Here is a 22,444-nt window from a genome sequence, read left to right as displayed (position 1 = left end):
TCCAAATGTTATGATTTACCTCACTCTAATCAAAAGACTTAGAAATAGAATCAATAAATAATTCAAAACCATCCACAACTATTTTTTGTTCTGATTCTGATAAATTATTGAGAATACTTTGATAAAATGTAATGGATTGCTCTCTTAAGCAATTAACAGTTATGTGACCTTTTTCTGTGAGGTGCAGAAAAAGTTCTCTTCTATTTTTTTCATTTACTTCACGATAAATAAGCCCCTTTTTTACTAACTTATCTACCAATCTACTTACAGTTGAAGTCTCTAATCTAAGTTTATTGGATAGTTGCCAAACAGTTAATTTTTCCACCTCTAGTTCCTCTAACGCCATCATTTGAGAAGTTGGTAAAGGTTTTTCAAATGGCCCATTGGGCAAATTTTGAGATTCAAAAACCCCAGTTATTATAATCATTTTCTTAATATCTGTTCTTAGTTTTAAGGCATCTTCTCTTTTCAAATAGGTCACCCTCCTACAACTAATGTATCATACATCAATTGTATTATACATGAATATATTTTTTTCACAAGCTTAACCTAAGCCAATATTACAACAATGGTACGTTAAAAAAGCAAACGGAATACATCCAGCTTGATATGACACAAATGCTGTCTGGTCTAATCCCTGGTGAAACGATGGAAATCCCCGAGGCATACATTGGTCAAAATCAGAAACTTCCAGCACGTGTTATTATCCATCGTTTAACCGATGATCAAACGCAAATACGTCTGAAAAACCAAGCAATACGTGAAAAGAAGAAAGGCATTGTCATGAAGGATAAAAGTAAACGTTTAATGAGCATGAATGTATATATCACGAACACGTCGCTAGAAGAAGTACCGACGAACTACGTGCATTCATTATATTCACTTCGTTGGCAGATTGGCGTGTCCAGATAAGGACACATTATCTAGTTGGTGAAAGTCCAATCGGGAGAATAGACTCCACTCCCGTAGCCTGAGAGGCGCCATGAAGTGAAAGCGACATGGTGAAGCCCTCTGACATCACATGCAAAAGGCATGTGGGCAAATCTCCAGGTTGTAACGTACAGTGAACGTAGATGTAGCCTCGTTACACGCAATTCCGGTGGCTGAGACGGTCGATAACGTGCGAAAGCAACAAGAACTGACCGAAACGAGTCTGGAACGGCAGTTCTCACCGGCGGGGTATCAGCGGCGACATGGAGAGAAAGATAATGTGGAAACTGGAGAAGCCCTCGACACCCGATGAAGAAACCTCATCGAGGAGACCGTCTCTATAACCGCGATCGGGAAGTGAGAACGGTAGGTGTCAGGGTGGCGGAACGGATCGTAGTACCAGAGATCTGCGTGCAGCAAAACGCGCGGGGAGGAAAGGGTCCGAACCTGTAAACATTTCGTATGACTAAAGGAGGCAAGGGTGCCATGACAAAAACACCCATCACTTTGCAGGAACTAAGGCAACGAATCTATCGAAAGGCGAAGTCTGAACCTACGCACCGGTTTTGGGGGCTATTTACCCACATTACCAAAATGACAACCCTTCACGAAGCATATCAACAAGCGAGGAAAAACAACGGTGCTCCAGGCATTGATGGAAAAAGTTTTGCTGATATAGAACTAGAAGGAGTTATCCCATTCTTAACGGGTATTCAAGAGGAATTGCAAGCTGGAATATACCGACCACAAGCCAATCGAAAAGTAGAAATCCCAAAGGCAAACGGCAAAATGCGAACTCTGCAAATTCCGTGTATACGAGATCGTGTAGTACAAGGAGCGCTAAAACTCATATTAGAAGCAATTTTTGAAGCTGATTTCTGTCCAAACTCGTATGGGTTTCGACCGAAACGCTCTCCACATCAGGCATTGGCAGAAGTACGACGTAGTATATTACGCCGTATGACCATAATAATTGATATTGATTTGTCACGCTACTTTGATACAATCCGACACAACATATTATTGGAGAAAATCGCGAAACGTGTCCAAGACCCACAGGTTATGCATCTTGTAAAACAGGTAATTAAGGCAGCAGGAAAGATCGGTGTCCCGCAAGGGGGGCCATTTTCTCCACTAGCCGCGAACATTTACCTCAATGAAGTGGATTGGACATTTGATGCCATTCGACGCAAAACAGCTGAGGGCAATTACGAAGCTGTAAACTATCACCGTTTTGCCGACGATATAGTTATCGCTGTAAGCGGACACTCTAGTAAAAGTGGATGGGCTGAACTGGCATTACGACGACTGTGGGAACAGTTAAAGCCTTTGGGAGTTGAACTGAATCTGGAGAAGACTCAGATGGTCAATGTCCTAAAAGGAGAATCCTTCGGATTTTTAGGATTTGACCTGAGACGAATACCGAACCGAAATAAGAATGGATTCTTCGTTTTCATGATCCCGAAGAAGAAAGCTCGCACGACAGTGAAAGCAAAAATTCGCGAACTCATTCAAAACGCAGGAGCGAAGCCAGCACAAGACTTAATAAAACAAATCAATGCCGTACTAACTGGATGGGTGAACTACTTCCGGATTGGGAACTCTAGTCAAGCTTTCAGTGAAGTACGTGATTATACGGAGATGAAAATTCGCACATTGTTAACGAGAAGGAAACGAAGACGAAAGCGTAGCATCGGATGGCAGAGATGGAGTAACGAATATCTCTATGGTGTACTGGGGCTCTACTGGGACTGGAAAGTCCTTCCCCTGAAAAGTGCAGAGAGTTTTCGATGAAAGTGTCTGTCATTTGATAGGTCTCATAACCCTTTTGATGAAGTTTATGGGGTGAGCTGCTTGAGGGAAAACCTCACGAGCAGTTCTTATGGGGAGAGGCTGGAAACGGGTCACAATTGATACCGCGCCAGTCTTTTACCCGACAAATTTTGTTTAAAACGCGGAAGTCATTCTTTGAAATTGATGAATGTAAAAATATAAAAAGAGAACACCTAGAGTGTCATTTATATGGGCAACTCATAGGTATTCTCCTTTGTTCTTCTACAATGTTTCAAATGCGACAGTTTCTGCTTGAAAAGAAAAAGCAGGAACTGAGTGAATACAAAGCGATTTATATGATTAAAGATTACTTTCCTTTACTGTTTCAAGCGATAGCGGTTGGCACAGAAGAACTTTTAAAAATTCTGCATCACCTTTATCAACTGCTCAAAAAGAACGGTCGTAAATATCATAGACATAAGAATATGACCGTCTTTGATATTCTAGGGATTGTGTATAACACGACGGTGAAGCATAGACAAGCTGCCTAGCGAAAAATCACTTTTTAATAGGCTTCTTTAGCATGCCTACTTTTTTATCACTTACTAGTTTTGAAACAAGAAGCATTTCGTATCTAGTAATTTACTTGATTAGCTTGATGGGAATGTAACCATCCCCCTTAATCACGTTTACAAATACATTATAGTGCCTTAATCTGCTTCGTAAGTTCCATAAACCGTTCATCCAGTGCTTTATATTCTTTGTCGTTAGAAGTTAAAAAGCTTAATTTCCCTAATACTTCTTGTCTCTCTGTTTCTAACGTTAAACGTAGCTCTTCAATATCATCTCTTGTTTTCGTAGGTTCTTCTAGCTGCTTTTGTATCGTATTGTTTGAAAACACGAGTTTTGTGTTAGTTGTTTTCTCCAGAAAATATCGATCGTGAGATACAATTACTAATGTTCCGTTATACTCAGCTAATGTATTTTCAAGTTGTTCACGTGAAGGTAGATCCAAGTGATTCGTCGGTTCGTCTAAAATGAGTACATCTTTTTCATCTAAAATATAAGCCATTAGCTTACATTTTACTCTTTCTCCCATACTCATATGCTCAATCGGCTCTTTCCATTGAGAAGCTTGGAACCCTAAATGTTTCATTAAATTTTGGACTTTTCCTCTTTCTTCAAACGTCTCTTTAAAAAATAAATTTTCTGGTGTTTTATCAAGCGGTAAATCAAAAACTTCTTGTGTTAAATAGCCGATGTTCGCAGATGGTGAAATCCATATTTCTCCTTCAGCAGTTTCCGTTCCCATAATCATCTTCAGTAATGTTGTTTTCCCACTACCGTTTGGTCCAACAATCGCAACTTTCTCACCGTGCTGAATTGTAAAATTAACGTTTTCAAATAATACTTTCCCATGAAAGTCTTTTTTTAATTGCTTCACTTCTAAAAAACGTTTTCCTACTTTTTTGTTCGCTTGAATAGAAAACTCAACTGAATACTCTTCTTTCACACGTTCTACTTTCGCTTTCTCCAGCTCTTTTTCAAGTCGTTTTCGTTTTGACTTCACTTGTGCATCCATTCGCTTCGCTTTTACACGATAGAATTCTTTCACACCTTCTTGTTTTGTAGACTGCGCGTGTGCCTTTTGTGACCATGAACTCAATTCTTTTATATGTGTTTCTACTTGTTCTATCTTTTTTTGCTGCTTTTCATATTCACGCTGCTGCGACTTTCTTTTTTGCTCACGTGCTTTCATGTAGCTCGTATAATTACCACTATGCTCAATTAATTTTTTGTCCTCAATTGACCATATTTTTGTTGCGACAACATCTAAAAAATATCGATCATGCGATACAACGATAACTGTACCTCTCATGTTTTTTATTTGTTTAATGAGAAATCCCGTACTGATCTCATCTAAATGATTTGTCGGTTCGTCTAATATTAAGACATTAGGATTTTCAGCAAATCCTTTTGCTAATCGAATTTTCAGCTTTTCACCACCACTTAAAGTATGAAAATCGTTCGTTGGCACGCCCCATTTCGCAAGAAGTTCTGCTTCTTTTGCAATTACATCATTACTAATAAAAGATTCTATTTCTTGCTCAACATATGCTGTTGTCATATTCATTTGCATCCATTCAACAGTACCTTTTGAAGGTTCAATCTTCCCATTTATTAATTGAAGTAACGTTGATTTACCAGCACCATTTTTACCGATTAATCCGATAACATCCCCTTGTTTTACTGTCACATTCATTTTCTCTAACAACATATTTTCTTTTATTTCAACATAAACATCATTTAATTTTAATAGTTCTTTCATAAATATCGATCCCTTTCATTAAGGGAGAATAAAAAAATCCTCCCAAATAAATTTGGCAGGATTAGTCATTATATTATTTATACCCAAATAAGCTATTGCGCAATATAAATAGCAATACCGTTGTTTGGAATTGGGCAGACTAATCCTATTTTTTAGAAATTGAAATTTATTGAATTTCAACATTTAAAAATAAGATTAGTTAATCATCGTCCACCCATCATTCCTTTCCGTCATTAATAACCATATTGTACCATACTAGTACTGTATGAGTAAATGCAATTATTTGTGCTGTTAAAAAGATTGCTTTCTTTTAGGTTTATTTATCATTCCTTAACTTCATGTTGAATAAGCACAAATTACATTGATTGTACTACGTCCTTTAGATTTCCCCAATAGTAAACTTCTAAGCACTCTCTCTTATATAAAGTGAAACTTTAATCAGTGGGGGTTTTCTTCATCGCCACTGATTATTAGTTGAACCAATCGGACTTTTATGGGCAGCCCGACCCCCACCTAATTTCTTTGCTTTCGCTGAATTTTGAGGTGGGGGTCTTACTGCCCATTAAAGCGGGATAAATTTTGTATAAAAACAAAATATTATTCATTACCCAACAATAAATTATTGTTTATCGATAATTTATTGTTGATTATCCCCTTGTAATAAGCTATTATATTTTTACAGAAAATATTAATGTAAGGATTGATTTTATGGACAGGACATTAAAAATCACAAAGTTAAATATGTTTTTAATGATTTTTCTCATCCCGATTATAGTAGGGATAATTGTTGGTATACTAACTAAATTGGGGCAAAGTATACTTCCTGGACATTGGAATTCATTAGCTAATCTAGGAAGCGTTTGGTTAGTTCCATCCTTTTTTGTGGCTAGCTTTAGTTATTCTAAGCGTACAGCTATACTTTCTGGTATCCTTGCACTATTCGGAATGGTATTAGGCTACTATGGTTATGCAATAGTTATTAAAAATATAGCTCACTCTATTTATTTTATATCTGTATGGATTGTATGTGCATGTATAGGAGGAACTATCTTTGGAATTGCAGGTTTTCTATGGAAAGATACTACAAATCCACTTCATAAATTCGGAAGCTCACTTATTAGTGGAGTTTTTGTAACGGATGGACTTCACATTCTTTTAAATTTTGAAGACTATAGTCACATGTTACCTGTTGGATATACCGAAGTCATAGTCGGGATTATCTTGATTCTTGTATTAGAACGCTCTAATGCTCATCGAATTTCTTCTTTCTTAATGATGATTCCTATCACTATTTTGGGATTAATTGGATATAAATTATTAAGTTTGTTTACTTAATTAAAATTCATAAAGCTAGCTCTTTTAAAGGGCGAGCTTTTTTCTTACAATAAACTATTTATATATTAATAAATTATTAAATCCCTCTCATTTAACAGCCTTATTTATTATTGTGTCATTACACATACTTACACGACCTTTTATTAGAATCATACCAGTCTTGTATATCATTTCATTTAATCCATATAAAGTAAGGCTAAAAAACTTATTTCAAAAGTTCTTTAGCCTGAGTCATTTTACACATTAAAAAATATAATACGTACAACGGTACCTTTACCAACTTCTGAATAGATTTCTACACTATGTCCTAATTGCTTCGTAATTTCATATACGAGATATAGCCCCATTCCAGTTGATTCTTTAAAATCTCTACCGTTTTCTCCTGTAAAGAAAGGTTTGAATACTCTTGGTAAATCTTGCTTCGGTATACCTACACCATTATCAGCAATTTCAAGTATAACATTATTACCTTCCTTACAAGCTTTCACTTTAATTTTCTCTCTACTACCTGATGAATATTTAATCGCATTCGATAGTATTTGTCCGATTAAAAATTGTAACCATTTCGCATCACTTTCTACAGTAATGTCCTTATCAATTTCAAGCTCTGGATATACAAAATTCCGGATAAAGAAACGTTTATGCTCATGTACCGAATCATTCACTATTTTATGTAGTTGTACTCTTTCTACATAAAAATCTTGTGTAAATGCTTCTAAACGCGCGACATACAGAGCCATTTCTAATCCCTTTTTTAATCGATCAGTTTCCTCATTTATACTTTCAAAACGTGAATCTACTTCATCCTGTGTAATTAATTCTATTACAGATAAAGGTGTTTTCATTTGATGAATCCACTGATTCATAAAGGTTAAATGGTCATTATTTTTTCTCTCTTGCATTTGCAGCTGATTTTGATAATGTCGATATTGCACCTCAAGTAGTTCTTGAAGAGCAGCCGATACAGCTGCAAAATCAGATTTTTGAACAGATTCATCCAAAGATTGCATCGGGTTTGCTAGGCGCTCATAAAAAGAACGATGTGTAAAATAACGAAACACTAAATAACTTCCCATAAAGAAAACACCTAGAAACATTGCATATAACGCCGTTGTAATATGATTATGCCCATCAAACCAATATACGAGAAATATAGCTAGTAGTTGAATTATGGTAAAGCAAATAAGTGGTATATGATCACGTATAAACAACCTTATCATTTTTCTATACCATTATCCCAAGTAATATGAAATCTATATCCAACACTACGAATCGTTTCAATCGCACCTTCTATATGCAACGTTTGTAACTTTTTACGCACACGTGTTGTATTTACACTTAATGTATTATCATCAACATAAGATTCACTATCCCATAATTTATTAAGTAACACTTCTCTACTCACAACACGCGGATAATTTTTCATTAATGTCTCTAATAAAATGGCTTCGTTTCTCGTTATATCAATCTCGTCATTTCTAAGTTTCAATACAAGTCTTTCGGGATATAAACAAAGACCTTGTTGTTCAATCATTCGTTCTTCTAATTTCGGTGCATAATCTCCATATGCACGTCTTAAATGACTACGAATTTTCGCCACTACAACTTCATAATGAAAGGGCTTCGGAATAAAATCATCGCCACCGTTTTCTAACGCCATAACTTGATCCATCGTGCCTTCACGGGCCGAAATGAATAGTATCGGACATGTTGAAACTCCCCGAATTTGACGACACCAAAAGTACCCATCAAAACTCGGTAAATTAATATCTAATAAAACTAACTCTGGTTGTTCTTCTAAAAAAATGTTTAATACATTTTGAAAGTCCGATACAATAACTCCTTGATAACCATATTTCGCAACATGTGTCGATAATAGTTCTGCAATTTTCATATCGTCTTCTACAATCATAATTTTGACCATTATTGAACTCCTTTTTAATCCACAATCTCAAATATACTTATATAAAATAAATACTACCTCTTTTCACAAAATCAGTAAATTAAAAAAAGGATGCTTTTATACAAAAGTATCCTTTTTCGTCCCTTATCTATTTAATATGAAATTTACTAAAAGTAAATCCTAGTTTCTCCACATAATCCATTCCTAGTTCCATACGCGCTGTTTTCAGCGGATCCACAACTTGGCAAACTTTTAAATTACCTGCTGCCGATAATAAAAGCGTTGCATCAGCTTTAGACATTGCTAATTCTTCATGTAAAAATGTCACCATATTACGTACAGCACGATTTGCTGCATCATCTAACAATTTCTCTGAAGCAATCGTCATCATTTTTTCTTTTTGAATAGCCATTGGTAATGGCCATTGTTTTCCTTTTATAATTTGAACTGTTACCGTTACCTCACCAGCAACCTCTACACCACTAACACCAATTTCACCATCACCCATTGCTGCGTGTAAATCACCTAATGCTAATAGTGCTCCTGGGACATTAACTGGTAGTAGTAATGTTGTTCCTTCTTTAATTTCTTTACAGTCCATATTCCCGCCGTGATCATGCGGTGTGCCACATGAAATGCTCTCTTCTTTCGGTGCAGTACCAATTACCCCAATCATTGGATTAATCGGGATTTGTAGTTCACTTGAAAACAAAACATATTCATTATGTATTGGGACAATTTTCACTGTATTTTCATTTAACTCATCACCCATTACACCAAGGTTTGCACCTGTAGTTAAAACGCCCTGCTCTGCAATTTCAATTTTTTCAATCGTTACGACTAATATATCGCCAGGTTCTGCTCCTTTAACATATACAGGTCCAGTCGCTGGATTAATTCGGTTCCAATCTAATTCTTGTAACACAACATCTTCAGAATCGATTTGATTTTCAAAGCAATCATATGTTTCAAATACAAGACTGCTCCCAATTTCTACTTCCATACACGGCTCATTTTCTGGTGACATTGAGTAAATGATATGGTCTTTATGAATTCGATACATAATACCTCTCCCTTTTATATTTATCTACTATTACTAATTAGCTTTTTTTATACAAGCTCCTCTTAAAATTAAATGTTATTTTTATGTAAAAAAGCACGCAGATTGTTTTATAACATACACTCTTTACTATAACAGAAAGGTGGTATCACTATGCCCCTTATTCCATACAACGAAAGTGATGTTGATTTACTAGCTCGATTAATTCGTGCTGAAGCTGAAGGCGAAGGTCGCCAAGGTGAGGAGTTAGTTGGATGCGTTGTAGTAAACCGTGTATTTTGTGATTGCTTAGATTTTAAACAACTCCGTACCGTACGAGACGCTGTATATCAAAGCCCCGGCGGATTTGAAGCAGTACAATATGGATATTTTTATCAACGCGCTCGTGAATCAGAAAAAGAAATCGCACGAAAAGTTTTACAAGGTCAATGGCGCTGGCCTGCACGATGGGCTCTTTGGTATTTCCGTCCAGTTGGAGCTTGTCCGCCTGAATGGTATAATCAGCCATTTGTAGGACAGTTTAAAAGCCATTGTTTTTATGAACCAAGTGGTGATGAATGTCCGAAAATGTATTCACGATAGTAAAATTTGCAACGCAAGTACTTAGAAATTTTGGTACTTGCGTTGCTTTTAACTGTGTTTTAGAAATCTAATAGTGTGATGAAATTTTCTATGCCTACTACATGTATTAATAATGGTATACGAGGACCATTTGATTGATTCATAATGAGCTTATATATAATAGTGAATAATTGTTTTTGATTTTCTTTCATTATTTTTTTATTTTCATGATGACAAATCGCATATAATTGCTCCATTAAGTTAGAGTAATCTTTATTAGAACGAAGTATTTTACAAACTTCTACTAGCCATTCTTTCTGCCTTTCATCTAATGTGTAGTAAAACTCTGCATTTTTCTCCTCATTTACCGCGATTAATTTTTCAAATTGAAAGTTTCTTATCCAATACTCTGCGCGATTACTTATCGCTCTCATTTCATCTAATGCATAGCTCCTATCTATTTTCTTTAATATCCCCTGTAAAATAGTTGAATCAAAATTTAATAATGGTAACGTTCCTGCTACTTGATTAAATTTCGGATATTCTTTAATCTCACTATCAACTCTAGAGATTTTAATTGCATCAAATAAATCTTCATTTTTGAGCGTTTTATTTTCATAACTATCTTTCAATCGCTCATACTCTGTATAATTACGAATCACATCTTCATCCAACCCAATATGAAAAGCAGCGCCTGGTTTGTATTTTGCAAACATAAAGAGAATTACTTCTGGTATATACACTCTCAATAAATTGCTTGGTGTAATACTATTCCCTGAAGAACTAGACATTTTTTCATGATTCCCTTTAATACCAATAAAATCGTAAGCAACATAATGAGGCGCTTCTCGATTGAATATTTCCCTTGCAATTTCTTTTGATACATTATAACTACCCGTTTCTGATGAATGATCTCTACCGCCCGGTTCAAAAATAACATCCTCTATCATCCATCTCATCGGCCAATCGATTTTCCAGTTTAGTTTCATTTTATTTGTATTTAATACGGATAACTCTTTTTCATTTCCGCATTCACATTCATACCGGACTGTTTTTAATACTTCATCAAAATGTGTAATAGTTGTTGTATCTTTTCCGCATCTCTCACAATATAATGTAGCTGGATAAAAGCTCTCTCGTTCTTCTTCACTACACTCTCTAGTTTTAAAACCCATTAAAATATCATATATTTCTTTTCGTTTATACAAGGCCTCTAATATATTTTCGTTATACCTTCCGCTTCTATATTCATCATGTTGATAAATAAATTCTACTTCAATTCCAAATGCTTGAAGCGATTTTTCAAACTCTTTTTCAAAATGCTCCGCATACGAGTTATGACATCCATACGGATCTGGAATATCACAGTATGGCATACCAATATACTTTGCAAAAGATGGATCAATATTTTTTGGAACTTTTCTAAACCTATCATAATCATCCCACGAAAATATAAAACGAGTCTTTTTCCCTAAATCTTGAAGTGCTCTTACTACGAAATAAGTCGTTACGATTTCACGAAAGTTCCCAATATGAACAGAACTTGACGGACTAATTCCAGATGCACAAACAAACATTTCTTTATTTGGATGTTTCCTAATTAATTCATGTGCTACTTCATACGCCCAATGCATATATTACTCACCTCAATTATTTTTTGTTTCTCATTTCCAGTTTTATGCAACAAAAAAACTCCCACCCCCCAAGATTATTCATCTTGAGGACGAGAGTTGTTAGCTTCGCGGTACCACCTCAGTTTGTTAATATGTCACCATATTAACCTCTTCAGGTACGGCAAAATATGCTTATACCCTATCTCTATAACGGGAGAACCCGTCGCACCATCCCTAAATAAATTAGTTCCTTGCGCAGCTCCAAGTCTTTTTTCATTAAGATGTATACCGCTCTTTCTCAGCTACCAGAGCTCTCTGTACGTATTCTTTCTTAACTACTCTTCTCTTCTATGCCTTAAATATTAGTTTTTTAATATGATAATTTATAACACTTTTATTGTCAAACTTTTCCGAATCGAAATCGTAAAATTATCTAAAAAAATTCTTTATCGCTTCTAATTGAATTTTGTGGCTACACTCATCACAACAATATGCCCCTTTTGGTTTCTCTTTAAATCGCTTATATTTTTCACTGCCTTCGTAAACACGAAATATATTCTTACAAGAAAAGCAAACAATCTCATAAAACATCATATGCATTTTCCTCTCCTTGCTTATACACTTTTTTAATCACTTGAGAAGGTCATTTTTCTACAGTATAAATTTTAATATCCTTTGACTAAAAGGTTTACCTCTATTCTTATCGAATTATATTAATATCTTATAACGCGAGGTGAACATCTTGTTCAGTAATATAGAATTAGTTTTAGATGCTAAAGCAAGTTTAGCTGAAGGACCATGTTGGAATGGAAAAAAGCAACTTTTATATTGGGTTGATATTATGGAGAGAAAATTATGCATATATAATCCTACCGCTAATACGAACCGAGTAATTGTTCTCAATCAACAAATTGGCTGTGTTGTTCCATATTTAGAGGATGTACTACTCTTAGCTATGGAAAACGGCTTTTATTCTATTAATGTAAATACAGAAAAACTGACACATATTTTTGACCCTGAACCACATTTAATAGAAAATCGTTTCAATGATGGAAAATGTGATCCAGCTGGTCGTTTCTGGGCAGGTTCTACAGATACATACGGTATGAATGCTGCAGGTTCCTTGTATTGTTTACATCATAATTTAAGTGTAGAGAAAAAAGTTTCACATGTAAATACATCAAATGGAATTGCTTGGTCACCTGATCATACATACTTTTACTTTATAGATACACCTACTAAAAAAGTGGTTCGCTATCAATATAATATACGTACTGGAGACATTCATAATCCAAGTGATGTAATCAATTTCTCTGAAAATGATGGTCTACCTGATGGTATGACAATTGACGAAGAAGGTTGTTTATGGATTGCACATTGGGGAGGTTCAAAAATAACTAGATGGAATCCCTCTACTGGAAAACAAATATTAAGCATTCCAATTCCCGCGTTATATGTAACATCATGTACATTTGGTGGGCCTAATTTAACAGATTTATATGTTACAACAGCCAGAACAAGAATGAGTGATAACGAATTAAAAGAGTATCCACATGCTGGTGGTATTTTTCGAATTCAAACAAATGTTAAAGGCTGTCCCACCTATTCATTTTGCAATAAAAATATTGGAGCTGAAACAATGTGAACCGTATCGATTACATAAGACAAGAAGAAAAGAAATATCACGACCTTTGCTATGAACAATATAAACTGTTTGAAGCTGGCTCTTGGCTTTTCAAACCAGTTAAAACGGTTATGGACTTGATGAACCACTTTGACGGACAAAACAACTTGCAAGTACTTGACCTTGGCTCTGGCGTTGGGAGAAATAGCATTCCAATTGCAAAAAAAATAAAAAATACTAGCGGCACCGTTACATGTGTTGATTTACTTAATTCCGCTTTAACAAAGCTACAAATTTATAGCAAAGAACATGATGTATTCGAGGCTATAAAAACAGAAGAAGCAGCAATTGAAAACTATCATATTGACTCTAACGCTTATGATTATATCGTTGCAGTATCAAGTTTAGAACATGTCAGATCAGAAGAAGATTTTAAAAATGTACTCCACTCTATGAAAAGAGGTACAAAAAACGGCGGTATTAATTGTTTAATTATTAACTCTAACATACAAGAAATTGATTCAATAACGAATGAAGAATTAGAAGCTTTAATTGAAATTAATCTTTCAACCGAAGAAATGATAAGTACTTTAAAAAGCATTTATAAAGAATGGAAAGAACTAAAAGTTGAAATAAAAGAATTAGCTTATGATATTGTTCGAAATGAAAGACACATTCAATTAAAAACAAATGCTATATCGTTTGTAGTTCAGAAATAATCGTATAATAAAGATATGATTATTTCTCTCAGATTTATTTTTATTGCACGAAATTTGCAACTATAAATATTTATGAAACAAAAAATAAAAGAGCACTTGTTTCCGCAAGTGCTCTTTTGGGGATTTTGAGATACCCTATTAACGAAAGTTAAGGTTACTTAAAGTTAAAAGGTATTTATATTATATGCTTGTCCTTTTTATTTGTGCATAATCAATATATAAACATCTTTAATCATTCTTAATAACTTTTAGTTATCGTTCTTTCTTACATTTTATCATTAAGAAATTGATTGAAGGTTTATTTGCCATGTTCTTATTTGGTTCATCAATTTCCGAAACTTTTACTAATCTATATTGATTAAAATCTTTTTTTATAGATTCAGAATCATAAAAGAACATTTTTACACCTTCCATTATCTCATAATAATCTTTATCCAACTGTTTTCCTTTTCCGTACATGGGAGCTTTTTTAGAAACAGTTGTAAAAACCATATATCCGCCTGGTTTTAACTGATTATAACAATCTTCAATAAATTTCTCTCTTTCCTGTTCATTCAACAAATGAAGAAGTGCATGACTAAATATCCCATCATACAGTTTATTATCAAAAGGCATTTCGTTTACTGAACCGTGATACATACTAACATCTTCTAGTCCGTTTTCTCTTGCTAAATCGATCGCTGTTTTCGAAATTTCAATACCTGTTACATTTATACCATTATCGATAAAAACCTTTGCATTTCTTCCATATCCAATACCCGGAACTAATATATTCTTAACGTTCTTTTCAAGAAAAAAATCTTTTGTCAAAATTGCAGATTCTGTAGGTTCAAATCCCCACATCGTTTGTTTTTCGATAAAACTTGATTCCCAAAATTCCATTATGTATCTATCTCCTTATTTTCAATCCATTTTTAGTATCACATTAAAAACTTATAAATTTTAACGCTGCGTCTACCTATGCCAAATTAGTTTTTTACCACATTCACTATAAGTCCATTGAATATAGCACAATTATAAGCCTATATCTATTATAATGATTGGTTTAAAATCCACCCTATTTTATTAATCCTTACGTTTGTAGAAAAATAAAAAAGCCAATACTTCCGTTATAGTATTGGCTTTTTCTCACGAGAAATTATCTTTTTATATTGTACCGATCTAATACTTTTTCTAACATTTCTAAAGTTATTGGTTCTGCTTCTTTTATTAATTGATAACCAATACGACCATTCGGTTCCGCTGTAACTTGCTGTAAACTCTTTACGTCATGAATCCCTTTTTCTCTTAATTGCATATAAAGTTGTTGTTCCGACATTTTTGCCTGCATCAAATTCTCTTTTACAATCTCTCCGTTTTCACCAATTATAATGCTACTTCCATTTAAAAATTGTTCCACCTTCCTTAATTTCAATTCAAAGAAATGAATGATAAGTAATATGCTTGCAAATATGATAGCCGCGAATATAGATGGGACTACTTTTCTACTTAATACAGGTTCTACAATAATACGGCCAATTGATACAACTATAATGATTTCAGCTCTTGTCATTTGGCTGACAGATGTACTACCTGTCATTTTCAAAACAATTATTCCAGTAAAAGTTAATATAATACTTTCCCAAATTATATTCATAATAACCCAATCCTTTAATGGTGTATTTTACTATCATTCCCATTAAAGGTGTGTTTTACTTACCTATTAAGTTGTTAAATCCTTCAGACCATGATGGAAATAAAGGTATCCAACCATACTCTTTACGTGCTTTATTATTGGAAGCTCCTCTTTCCCAACTATTTTTCCCATCTTGAACTTTAGGCTTAGGTGCCCCTATCGCTGCTGCATATATTGGTAACCATTCTTTACTAGTTGCTGGATAATTATCTACAATATTTACGATTCCTGAAGGCCAATTAAGGGATAGCATAGTAGCTCTTGCAGCATCTTCGACATGTATAAACGAGATTATCCCGTCTGATGCAATAATCTCATTATTACGAACTTGATTTGCTATTAATCCGTTTTCCGCATACCATGTTCCTGGTCCGTATAATGTGCCATAACGAAGTATTACCGATTCAGGTAATTCAGTAACAGCTTCTTCTAATTTCAATATGCCATTAACAGTGACTTGTCGAGGCATGGAAGCAGTAATATGTAGTGAATCTTTTTCAGTCGCAAATGTATCCCCTGGTTCATACGCCCATGAAATACTTTGAGCGATTATTTTCTGTACCCCTACATTTTTAGCTGCATCGACAAGGTTACGAGTGCCTTTTGTTCTAATTTTTGCATTATCCTCAAAATCCCATGAAGATAATGACGTTAATTGATGAATAACTACATCGGGATTTGTTTCTTCTAATACAGAAAATACAGCCTTTCTATTAAATACATCAGCTATTACTGGTATGGCACCAACCTTTTTCATTGCTTCTACTTGCGAAGTATTACGGATCATCGCAAAAACTGTATGCCCATTTTTTATTAACATTGGCAATAAAGAACGTCCTATTACACCCGTTGCACCTGCTACAAATATTTTCATATATGTTCCTCCTCATTTAGTAATCATAAATGTGACGAAACATTTGTAAGGTATGTGACAAATATTTTCTCATTTTTTTCGTTATTCATATGAAACATATACTTTTAATGGTTTAATTATCCCTAAACTCAATTCATCAAAGCATTGTATGAGTGAAGTATAATGTATTTCATGTTGAAAGATCTCTTCTATAAATGGTGTTTTTCCTATTTCTTCAAAAAACCAATCTGCATGCTTTTGATAATCGTATCCATCACTTGATCCAATGATTTGCAATTCTTTCTGATAAAAGTTAGCAGTTAATGTTAGTTCTTCTATATTGCCATCAGACAGTATACATATTTTACCATTAGTTTTAAGAGCTTTTTGCAAAGTATGGAACCCACTATTTGTAGCAGAACATTCGAAACCATAATCATATGTTTCTATTATTTTCTCTTCTGAATCATATATGTTTTTCGTACCAAACTTCTTTGCAAAATCTCTTCTATTTTTATTAGGCTCAACAACATCCACGTGCTCAATGCCTACATAGTATTTTAAGAAATAACAAGCGAGTAAACCAATAACTCCCATTCCAATTATAAGTACTTTTTCATCCTGTCGCGGGTTTAGTTTCAATACTCCTTTAGCGGCATCACATGAAAGAATAGATAATAAAGCAATTTTAGGTTGTATAGAACTAGGCACTCGAATTACTTTATGTGCCTTAACTATCCCTATCGTTTCATGTCCATAAAAAGAAACTACTTTATCACCTACGTTTACATGTGTTACTTGATTACCAACTTCAATCACTTCACCATAACTTTCATATCCAGTTTTTCTTGGATAAAAAGGATGCGGATCTGTAACATCGGATCCATTATACTGTGGTAACTCGGCCCCAATGCTTATCGATCCTGCGATTGTTTTAACGATAATTTCATCGTCCTGTATGTCCTTAATTTCATTTGTTTCCCACTCAAGTTGTTTAGGCCCTTTTACAATTAACTTATATTGTTCCATTTATATCCTCTCTTTTTATAAAGATGTTATAAGTAATATTGTTATCCATCTAAATTTCGACTAAATTTATTTACCTAATAGATGATAAATTACCCTTGCCCACGTTTATACCTTTAATGCTCCTGTACCTTTCTGTTCAGCGTCTAATACTTCAAGATTACTATTCTGATAACATTTTAAGAAAAGTCGTTGCCGCCCAAATGAAATACGCAAGTTGCGTCACGATATACATCGTAATTTCAAAACCTGTAAGCTTTCTTTCCCTTTTTATTTTCTTTAAATATCTATAAAAACAAAATGAACATAAGATCAGTAAAACAATAGACATTTGATATAGATTATCCACTAAAAGAACTGCCATTTATTTCATCACCTTTCCAATAGAAAGCGGGCTATAGTTCAAGCATACCATAAAAAAGGAATTAATTACCATGTAGTCCAGAGCAAATATTACCCAATTAAAACCAGTCACCTTTTTGAATTTATTCAATACAATGTTATGTAATCAACTACACACGATATAATAGGAGATTACTTTCTTTCACTGCAAATGCTTAGGAGGAAGTTGTACATGCAATTGATTCATAACATAAGAAAGGCATTTAATAACCTATGTAACTACGATACGTTCAATTTAATACACACTATTCAATCATTAAATATTTCACTTCATAAAATAGCTCCTTTTATTACTTCACCAGTTAATCTTGAATACGGAAGGAACGTTATCTATCAGTCTGAATTCGTAGAGATTTTAGTATTAAATTTCCCCAGCAAAGCAAAGACCTTTGTGCACGATCATGGAATATCTGTAGGATGTATACTAATAGTCAATGGTACGTTACAAAATATAACGTACGAAAATAATAGCGAGCGGATTGAAGAGTTTACAGAGGGAAATATTTTCACAGTAAAAAAAGATACTGTGCATAAAATGTATAATGCTACAGATTCAGCAGTAATAACTTTCCACGTATATTCCCCACCATTAAAAGATGTCCAAATATATGAATAGTCTTTAGAAGGAGGAAATATGCAAAATTTGAAAGATTACTATATAAAGAGCTTACAAGATGGTCGTAACGTTTGGCTCTATGGACAAAAAGTAGATGTAACTACAGACAAACATTTTGCAGGAACATTAAGTACCATTTCTAATTTATTTACATTGTTTGATGATCCAATACGAAGAGATTCTGTTGGATATGTTAGTCCAAAAACGAAAGAATTTGTCCATACAGCCTTTTTAGTTCCGAATTCCTATAACGAATTATTAATGAGGAGAACCGCTTTTGAAACGTGGAGTTATGCTACAGACGGTGTAATGAGTAGACTATCTGATTACGCAAGATCGAGACTTACTGGCTGGTACGTATCAAAATATTTTTATAAAAAATTCGATGCACAGTTTCCAGATAAAATTACATCTTATTATGAAGAAGCAAGAGATAATCACTTATTCTTAAGCGTAGTTCAACGTGATCCACAAATAAATCGATCTACAGAATCAATGTTGAATACAAACGACTTAGGATTACTAAGAGTTACGAAAAAAACTTCTGATGGAATTTATTTAAGTGGTGCTAAAATGATTGGTACTGCTTCTCCTTATTCAAATGATTTATTAATCTATCCATTAGCAAAACTGACTGATACTCAAAAAGATTTAGCTCACTTTCTCATCGTGGCAGCCAATTCCCCTGGATTACATATGGTTTGTAGAGAACCATTTGCGAATACACATTCAATTACAGTTGATTCCCCTCTTAGCTCACAGTACGATGAAATGGATGCACTATTAATCTTTGATAATGTATTTGTACCATGGGAACGAGTCTTACTATATAACAACCCTGAAGCGTTATGGGCAATAAAGTCAGATGTAGCTTCTAGTAGTTTAGCTTATCACCAAGCAATTGTACGATTAGTAGTAAAGCTAGAATTTATAACTGCAATTGCTTGTGAAATTGCTGAAGCGATCGGTGCTACTACTTATTTGCATGTTCAAGAGAAGCTTGGGGAATTAATTATGCAAATCGAAACAATTCGCGCACTTTTAATTGCTGCAGAAGTTGAAGGTACTACAAATGAAACGAAAACTTATTTGCCGAATTTTAAATATATCGAAACTGCAAAGAATCTTGGTTCCAAATATTATCCCCGTGCAATAGAAATTTTACAATTAATTGGAGCAGGTGGGTTCATTCAACTTCCTTCGAGCTCGAATGACTTCCAAAGTCCGATAGCTAATTTATTGAAAAAGCACTTTAAAGGAACGAATATAGATGCCGAACAACGCACAAAATTATTTAAGTTAGCCTGGGATATCATTGGAAGTCCATTAGGATCTAGACACGAATTGTATGAAAGATTTTATGCCGGAGATCCAATACGAAATACAGCTACGCAATATGTAAATTATGATAAAAATCATTTTAAAAAGATGCTATGTAAATATTTACATTAATGAAAAAGAGCACTCTTTTCTAAGAGCGCTCTTAAAAAACATATAGTTATTCAGTTACATATATAGTTGCTCCGTCCACAACTGCTACTTTTCTCTGTAATGGTTTCATTTTATTCACCTTTAGTTTTCTTCTTACACATGATTCTTATCATATTTTCTCGTATAGACTTCCCCATTCTGAGTAACTAATTTTAATGCAATTTCACCACAAACTCCATGTGGTATTTCAAATTCACCTTGTGCATTTGAAATACTACGCATCTTACTTTCAATTGAATCTTCATAAATTTTCACATTAGTTATAGGTTCGTTATTTTAATCTACGATAATACCTCTTGAATACTTTGCAACTGCTATGCATTAATCCTCTTTTTTTATAATATGTAATCACAACAATTGCACCTGCCACTATAGCGCTACATACAAACAAGAGAATGATTTTGCGCCTCACAACGAACCTCCTAATTCAAATTATTCTTTTCTAAACTGAAAATTAAACTGTCTTAATTGCTTGATTTCCTCAATTACTTTACGAATACCTTCTTCAATCTTATCTTCTTTTACATTCGAAACATTTAACTTTAACAGTTTTTCTTTAGGAAAATTCCTCATATAATTCTTATCAATAGTATCGACACTTATTTGCCTGTCACCTAATTTTTGTATAAGTGTTTCTGTAACTGTGTTTTTCTGCATTTCTAAACAAGTGTGTATTCCAAATGTGTTTTGTCTATTATATGTAAATAATGATGGATCTTCATTTTGCACTTTTTCTAATGTTTCTGCTAGTTTTATTGATCTATTATAGTAGGAAGAATTAATTTTACTTTTATGACGTTCAAACATACCGCTCTTTATATAAATTTCTAAAGCCGCTTGAGAAATCATCGGACTATCAATATCTAGTATCTTTTTGTATGTATAGAACGCATTTGCAATGGATGGTGGAATGACCGCAACTCCAACCCGTAAACCCGGAAAAATAATCTTCGAATAACTTTTCAAATATATGACATGACTACAATTATCCAAGCTATATAATGGATCTGCTTTTGAATCAGTTTCTAAATCTGCTAAATAATCATCTTCCACTATAAATACATTGTATCTCTTAGCCAATAGTGTGATTTTTTCTTTCTCATCTTTAGAATAAGACGTTCCAAGCGGATGATGATATCTCGGTATCGTATAGAAGAATTTTATTTTTCCGGTTTGAAATATTTGCTCCAATTCATTCAAATCGATACCTTCATTCGTACGTTTAATACCGATTACAGGAACTTTATTTATTTCTAGATAATCAATATATAGATGATATGTTGGTTGTTCAATTAATACAGTTTCATTTCCATTCGGAAATGGTATAGAAGTTAATATAGCAAGTGCCTGCTGAACACCTGATGTTATAAAAATATTTTCTTCTTTTGTAAAGACTTGATAATTTGCTAGTTGTTTTTGAATAACTGGTATTAAAGATGGTAAGCCTTTCGGCGTTCCATATACAAACAAATCATTTTTATACGTATCAATAGCCTTATTAATACAATGTTGAAAATCTAAATACGGAAAAACATCTGGATCTGGTGCTGAGGAGGCAAAATCAATTATCTCGTTATTTTCTATAGTACTCTCTGATTTTTTAACAACGTAGTATCCACTTTGAGGGACAGAATATATAATGTGACGCTTTTCTAATTCATGAAGCGCACGTATAACTGTTGCCTTATTACATTCATATTGCGTAACGAGTGACCGTATAGACGGTAATTTCTTTCCTTCTTTTATATCTCCATTTTGAATCTTATTTTCAATGTCATTTAAAATATGTAAATACTTATACATATTACACCTCCTCCAGCAATTCTATATTTGATTCCATCGGTTTTCTATTCATATAGCATTCATTCCTCAATTAGTTAATTTTCCGATCATCTATATCGTAAATCCCAATAGCATATGAATCATTTTCAATCCATTTCTTTACTGCTTCTGTTTTAAGTACAACTTCAACTTCTTTTTCTATTTTCTGTCCAAGTTCTCTCGCCCCTACTTCATCATCGCTAATCTTAGTTTTTATATCAATGGTAACAGGTTGATTCTTTTTATAATTTATTTGCTGAATACCAAACCCTTCATTTCCATTTTTTCTGAATACGTCATCAAATATATGTCCAAAAACTAACTCCCATCTATGTTCTGCATTTACAATCTCCTTGTTTCTTTGCGATATATTTACTTTATAGGACATAACGCCTTGAATTTGCAATCTTTTATTAATTTCTTTTTTTATTTCGTTAGCATTTTCGCTATCAGCAATCTCTAAATCTACTATTCTTGCTTTTTCATCTCTTATAGCAGCACTAAAAAAAGATTCCTCCTTTACCGCTGCTGTGGCAATATCCATCACTATAGAATCTTCACTTTTAGCATCTTCAATGTCATTCTCACAGGCACATAATAAAGCAAGTGGAAATAAAAATACAAGTAACTTCTTTCCCTTTCTCATGCAGCACCCCTCCATATATTTTCATTTACGATAAACTTTTTACTTTGACATATAAATACCTTCTTTA

At 33.8% G+C, this 22,444-nt stretch carries 21 protein-coding genes, 3 pseudogenes and 1 other annotated feature; of the genes and pseudogenes, 9 read left to right on the top strand and 15 right to left on the bottom strand.

Annotation, left to right across the window (positions count from 1 at the left end; translation table 11 throughout):
- Window positions 1-25: 25 nt before the first annotated feature.
- Window positions 26-472, bottom strand: coding sequence for a MarR family winged helix-turn-helix transcriptional regulator (locus tag ACUN13_RS14430; RefSeq protein ID WP_016122572.1), 447 nt, complete (start codon window positions 470-472; stop codon window positions 26-28).
- Between the two features lie 83 nt (window positions 473-555).
- On the opposite strand from ACUN13_RS14430, the pseudogene ACUN13_RS14425 reads away from it, so the two are divergent.
- The 3 genes and pseudogenes from ACUN13_RS14425 to ACUN13_RS14415 form a co-directional block, all read left to right on the top strand.
- Window positions 556-903, top strand: a pseudogene (locus ACUN13_RS14425) (IS4 family transposase); the annotation flags it as partial.
- A 513-nt stretch (window positions 904-1,416) separates the two neighbouring features.
- Window positions 1,417-2,724 (top strand): group II intron reverse transcriptase/maturase, encoded by a 1,308-nt coding sequence (gene ltrA, locus ACUN13_RS14420; RefSeq protein ID WP_153579992.1) that lies wholly within the window; start codon window positions 1,417-1,419, stop codon window positions 2,722-2,724.
- A gap of 143 nt (window positions 2,725-2,867) precedes the next feature.
- Window positions 2,868-3,254, top strand: a pseudogene (locus tag ACUN13_RS14415) (IS4 family transposase); the annotation flags it as partial.
- Between the two features lie 149 nt (window positions 3,255-3,403).
- Here ACUN13_RS14415 and abc-f read toward each other — a convergent pair.
- The gene (abc-f, locus tag ACUN13_RS14410) at window positions 3,404-5,032 is read right to left on the bottom strand and encodes a ribosomal protection-like ABC-F family protein (protein ID WP_048538120.1); all 1,629 of its coding nucleotides are present in this window, start codon (window positions 5,030-5,032) and stop codon (window positions 3,404-3,406) included.
- Window positions 5,033-5,740: 708 nt separating this feature from the next.
- Between abc-f and ACUN13_RS14405 the strand changes: the two genes are divergently transcribed.
- Window positions 5,741-6,367: a DUF6518 family protein gene (locus tag ACUN13_RS14405; RefSeq protein WP_000376264.1), complete on the top strand. Its 627-nt coding sequence runs from the start codon at window positions 5,741-5,743 to the stop codon at window positions 6,365-6,367.
- 236 nt (window positions 6,368-6,603) lie between these two features.
- Here ACUN13_RS14405 and ACUN13_RS14400 read toward each other — a convergent pair whose 3' ends face one another.
- From ACUN13_RS14400 to ACUN13_RS14390, 3 genes are all read right to left on the bottom strand, one after another.
- Window positions 6,604-7,587: a sensor histidine kinase gene (locus tag ACUN13_RS14400; RefSeq protein ID WP_002183605.1), complete on the bottom strand. Its 984-nt coding sequence runs from the start codon at window positions 7,585-7,587 to the stop codon at window positions 6,604-6,606.
- Complete coding sequence (locus tag ACUN13_RS14395) at window positions 7,584-8,291, bottom strand: response regulator transcription factor (RefSeq protein ID WP_000238994.1); 708 nt, start codon at window positions 8,289-8,291, stop codon at window positions 7,584-7,586. Before ACUN13_RS14395 ends, ACUN13_RS14400 begins: the two co-directional genes overlap by 4 nt.
- Window positions 8,292-8,418: 127 nt before the next feature.
- Entirely contained in the window at window positions 8,419-9,333 is a 915-nt protein-coding gene (locus ACUN13_RS14390; RefSeq protein WP_242278115.1) for an acetamidase/formamidase family protein, read from the bottom strand.
- A 150-nt stretch (window positions 9,334-9,483) separates the two neighbouring features.
- Here ACUN13_RS14390 and ACUN13_RS14385 point away from each other — a divergent pair, with 150 nt between their 5' ends.
- Window positions 9,484-9,912: a cell wall hydrolase gene (locus ACUN13_RS14385; protein WP_001128402.1), complete on the top strand. Its 429-nt coding sequence runs from the start codon at window positions 9,484-9,486 to the stop codon at window positions 9,910-9,912.
- 59 nt (window positions 9,913-9,971) lie between these two features.
- On the opposite strand, the gene lysS is transcribed toward ACUN13_RS14385, so the two are convergent.
- Window positions 9,972-11,525, bottom strand: coding sequence for a lysine--tRNA ligase (lysS, locus tag ACUN13_RS14380; RefSeq protein ID WP_445423858.1), 1,554 nt, complete (start codon window positions 11,523-11,525; stop codon window positions 9,972-9,974).
- Between the two features lie 82 nt (window positions 11,526-11,607).
- Window positions 11,608-11,864: a binding site (T-box leader), on the bottom strand.
- Between the two features lie 69 nt (window positions 11,865-11,933).
- Window positions 11,934-12,104 carry a DUF2197 domain-containing protein gene (locus ACUN13_RS14375; protein WP_000551042.1) on the bottom strand — a complete coding sequence of 57 codons (171 nt, stop codon included), beginning with the start codon at window positions 12,102-12,104 and terminating at the stop codon, window positions 11,934-11,936.
- A 142-nt stretch (window positions 12,105-12,246) separates the two neighbouring features.
- Here ACUN13_RS14375 and ACUN13_RS14370 point away from each other — a divergent pair, with 142 nt between their 5' ends.
- The gene (locus ACUN13_RS14370) at window positions 12,247-13,149 is read left to right on the top strand and encodes an SMP-30/gluconolactonase/LRE family protein (protein WP_025687951.1); all 903 of its coding nucleotides are present in this window, start codon (window positions 12,247-12,249) and stop codon (window positions 13,147-13,149) included.
- On the top strand, window positions 13,146-13,847 hold the full coding sequence (locus ACUN13_RS14365; protein WP_001079450.1) for a class I SAM-dependent methyltransferase: 702 nt from the start codon (window positions 13,146-13,148) through the stop codon (window positions 13,845-13,847). Before ACUN13_RS14370 ends, ACUN13_RS14365 begins: the two co-directional genes overlap by 4 nt.
- A gap of 252 nt (window positions 13,848-14,099) precedes the next feature.
- Here ACUN13_RS14365 and ACUN13_RS14360 read toward each other — a convergent pair whose 3' ends face one another.
- The 5 genes from ACUN13_RS14360 to ACUN13_RS14340 all read right to left on the bottom strand — a co-directional run bounded on the left by ACUN13_RS14360 (window position 14,100) and on the right by ACUN13_RS14340 (window position 17,765).
- A complete protein-coding gene (locus ACUN13_RS14360; RefSeq protein ID WP_000397611.1) occupies window positions 14,100-14,729 on the bottom strand; it encodes a class I SAM-dependent methyltransferase in 630 nt (209 codons plus the stop codon).
- A 256-nt stretch (window positions 14,730-14,985) separates the two neighbouring features.
- Complete coding sequence (locus ACUN13_RS14355; RefSeq protein WP_445423857.1) at window positions 14,986-15,483, bottom strand: DUF421 domain-containing protein; 498 nt, start codon at window positions 15,481-15,483, stop codon at window positions 14,986-14,988.
- Between the two features lie 55 nt (window positions 15,484-15,538).
- The gene (locus ACUN13_RS14350) at window positions 15,539-16,396 is read right to left on the bottom strand and encodes an NAD-dependent epimerase/dehydratase family protein (RefSeq protein WP_000689433.1); all 858 of its coding nucleotides are present in this window, start codon (window positions 16,394-16,396) and stop codon (window positions 15,539-15,541) included.
- Between the two features lie 81 nt (window positions 16,397-16,477).
- Complete coding sequence (locus tag ACUN13_RS14345; protein ID WP_000438848.1) at window positions 16,478-17,404, bottom strand: zinc-dependent alcohol dehydrogenase; 927 nt, start codon at window positions 17,402-17,404, stop codon at window positions 16,478-16,480.
- A 160-nt stretch (window positions 17,405-17,564) separates the two neighbouring features.
- On the bottom strand, window positions 17,565-17,765 hold the full coding sequence (locus ACUN13_RS14340; protein ID WP_000279689.1) for a hypothetical protein: 201 nt from the start codon (window positions 17,763-17,765) through the stop codon (window positions 17,565-17,567).
- A gap of 210 nt (window positions 17,766-17,975) precedes the next feature.
- On the opposite strand from ACUN13_RS14340, the gene ACUN13_RS14335 reads away from it, so the two are divergent.
- Complete coding sequence (locus ACUN13_RS14335) at window positions 17,976-18,419, top strand: cysteine dioxygenase (RefSeq protein ID WP_001176009.1); 444 nt, start codon at window positions 17,976-17,978, stop codon at window positions 18,417-18,419.
- Between the two features lie 18 nt (window positions 18,420-18,437).
- Window positions 18,438-19,871 carry a 4-hydroxyphenylacetate 3-hydroxylase family protein gene (locus ACUN13_RS14330; RefSeq protein WP_025687949.1) on the top strand — a complete coding sequence of 478 codons (1,434 nt, stop codon included), beginning with the start codon at window positions 18,438-18,440 and terminating at the stop codon, window positions 19,869-19,871.
- 132 nt (window positions 19,872-20,003) lie between these two features.
- Here ACUN13_RS14330 and ACUN13_RS14325 read toward each other — a convergent pair.
- The 3 genes and pseudogenes from ACUN13_RS14325 to ACUN13_RS14315 form a co-directional block, all read right to left on the bottom strand.
- Window positions 20,004-20,322: pseudogene (locus ACUN13_RS14325) on the bottom strand (hypothetical protein).
- Window positions 20,323-20,342: 20 nt separating this feature from the next.
- Window positions 20,343-21,713, bottom strand: a complete 1,371-nt coding sequence (locus tag ACUN13_RS14320) for an aminotransferase-like domain-containing protein (RefSeq protein WP_025687948.1) — start codon at window positions 21,711-21,713, stop codon at window positions 20,343-20,345.
- A gap of 70 nt (window positions 21,714-21,783) precedes the next feature.
- A complete protein-coding gene (locus tag ACUN13_RS14315; RefSeq protein ID WP_409531983.1) occupies window positions 21,784-22,377 on the bottom strand; it encodes a DUF4030 domain-containing protein in 594 nt (197 codons plus the stop codon).
- Window positions 22,378-22,444 lie beyond the last annotated feature (67 nt).

Source organism: Bacillus cereus group sp. Bce041 (assembly GCF_052646455.1).
The sequence above is the reverse complement of the archived record's forward strand: the minus strand, read 5'-3'. Positions and strand labels throughout refer to the sequence as shown.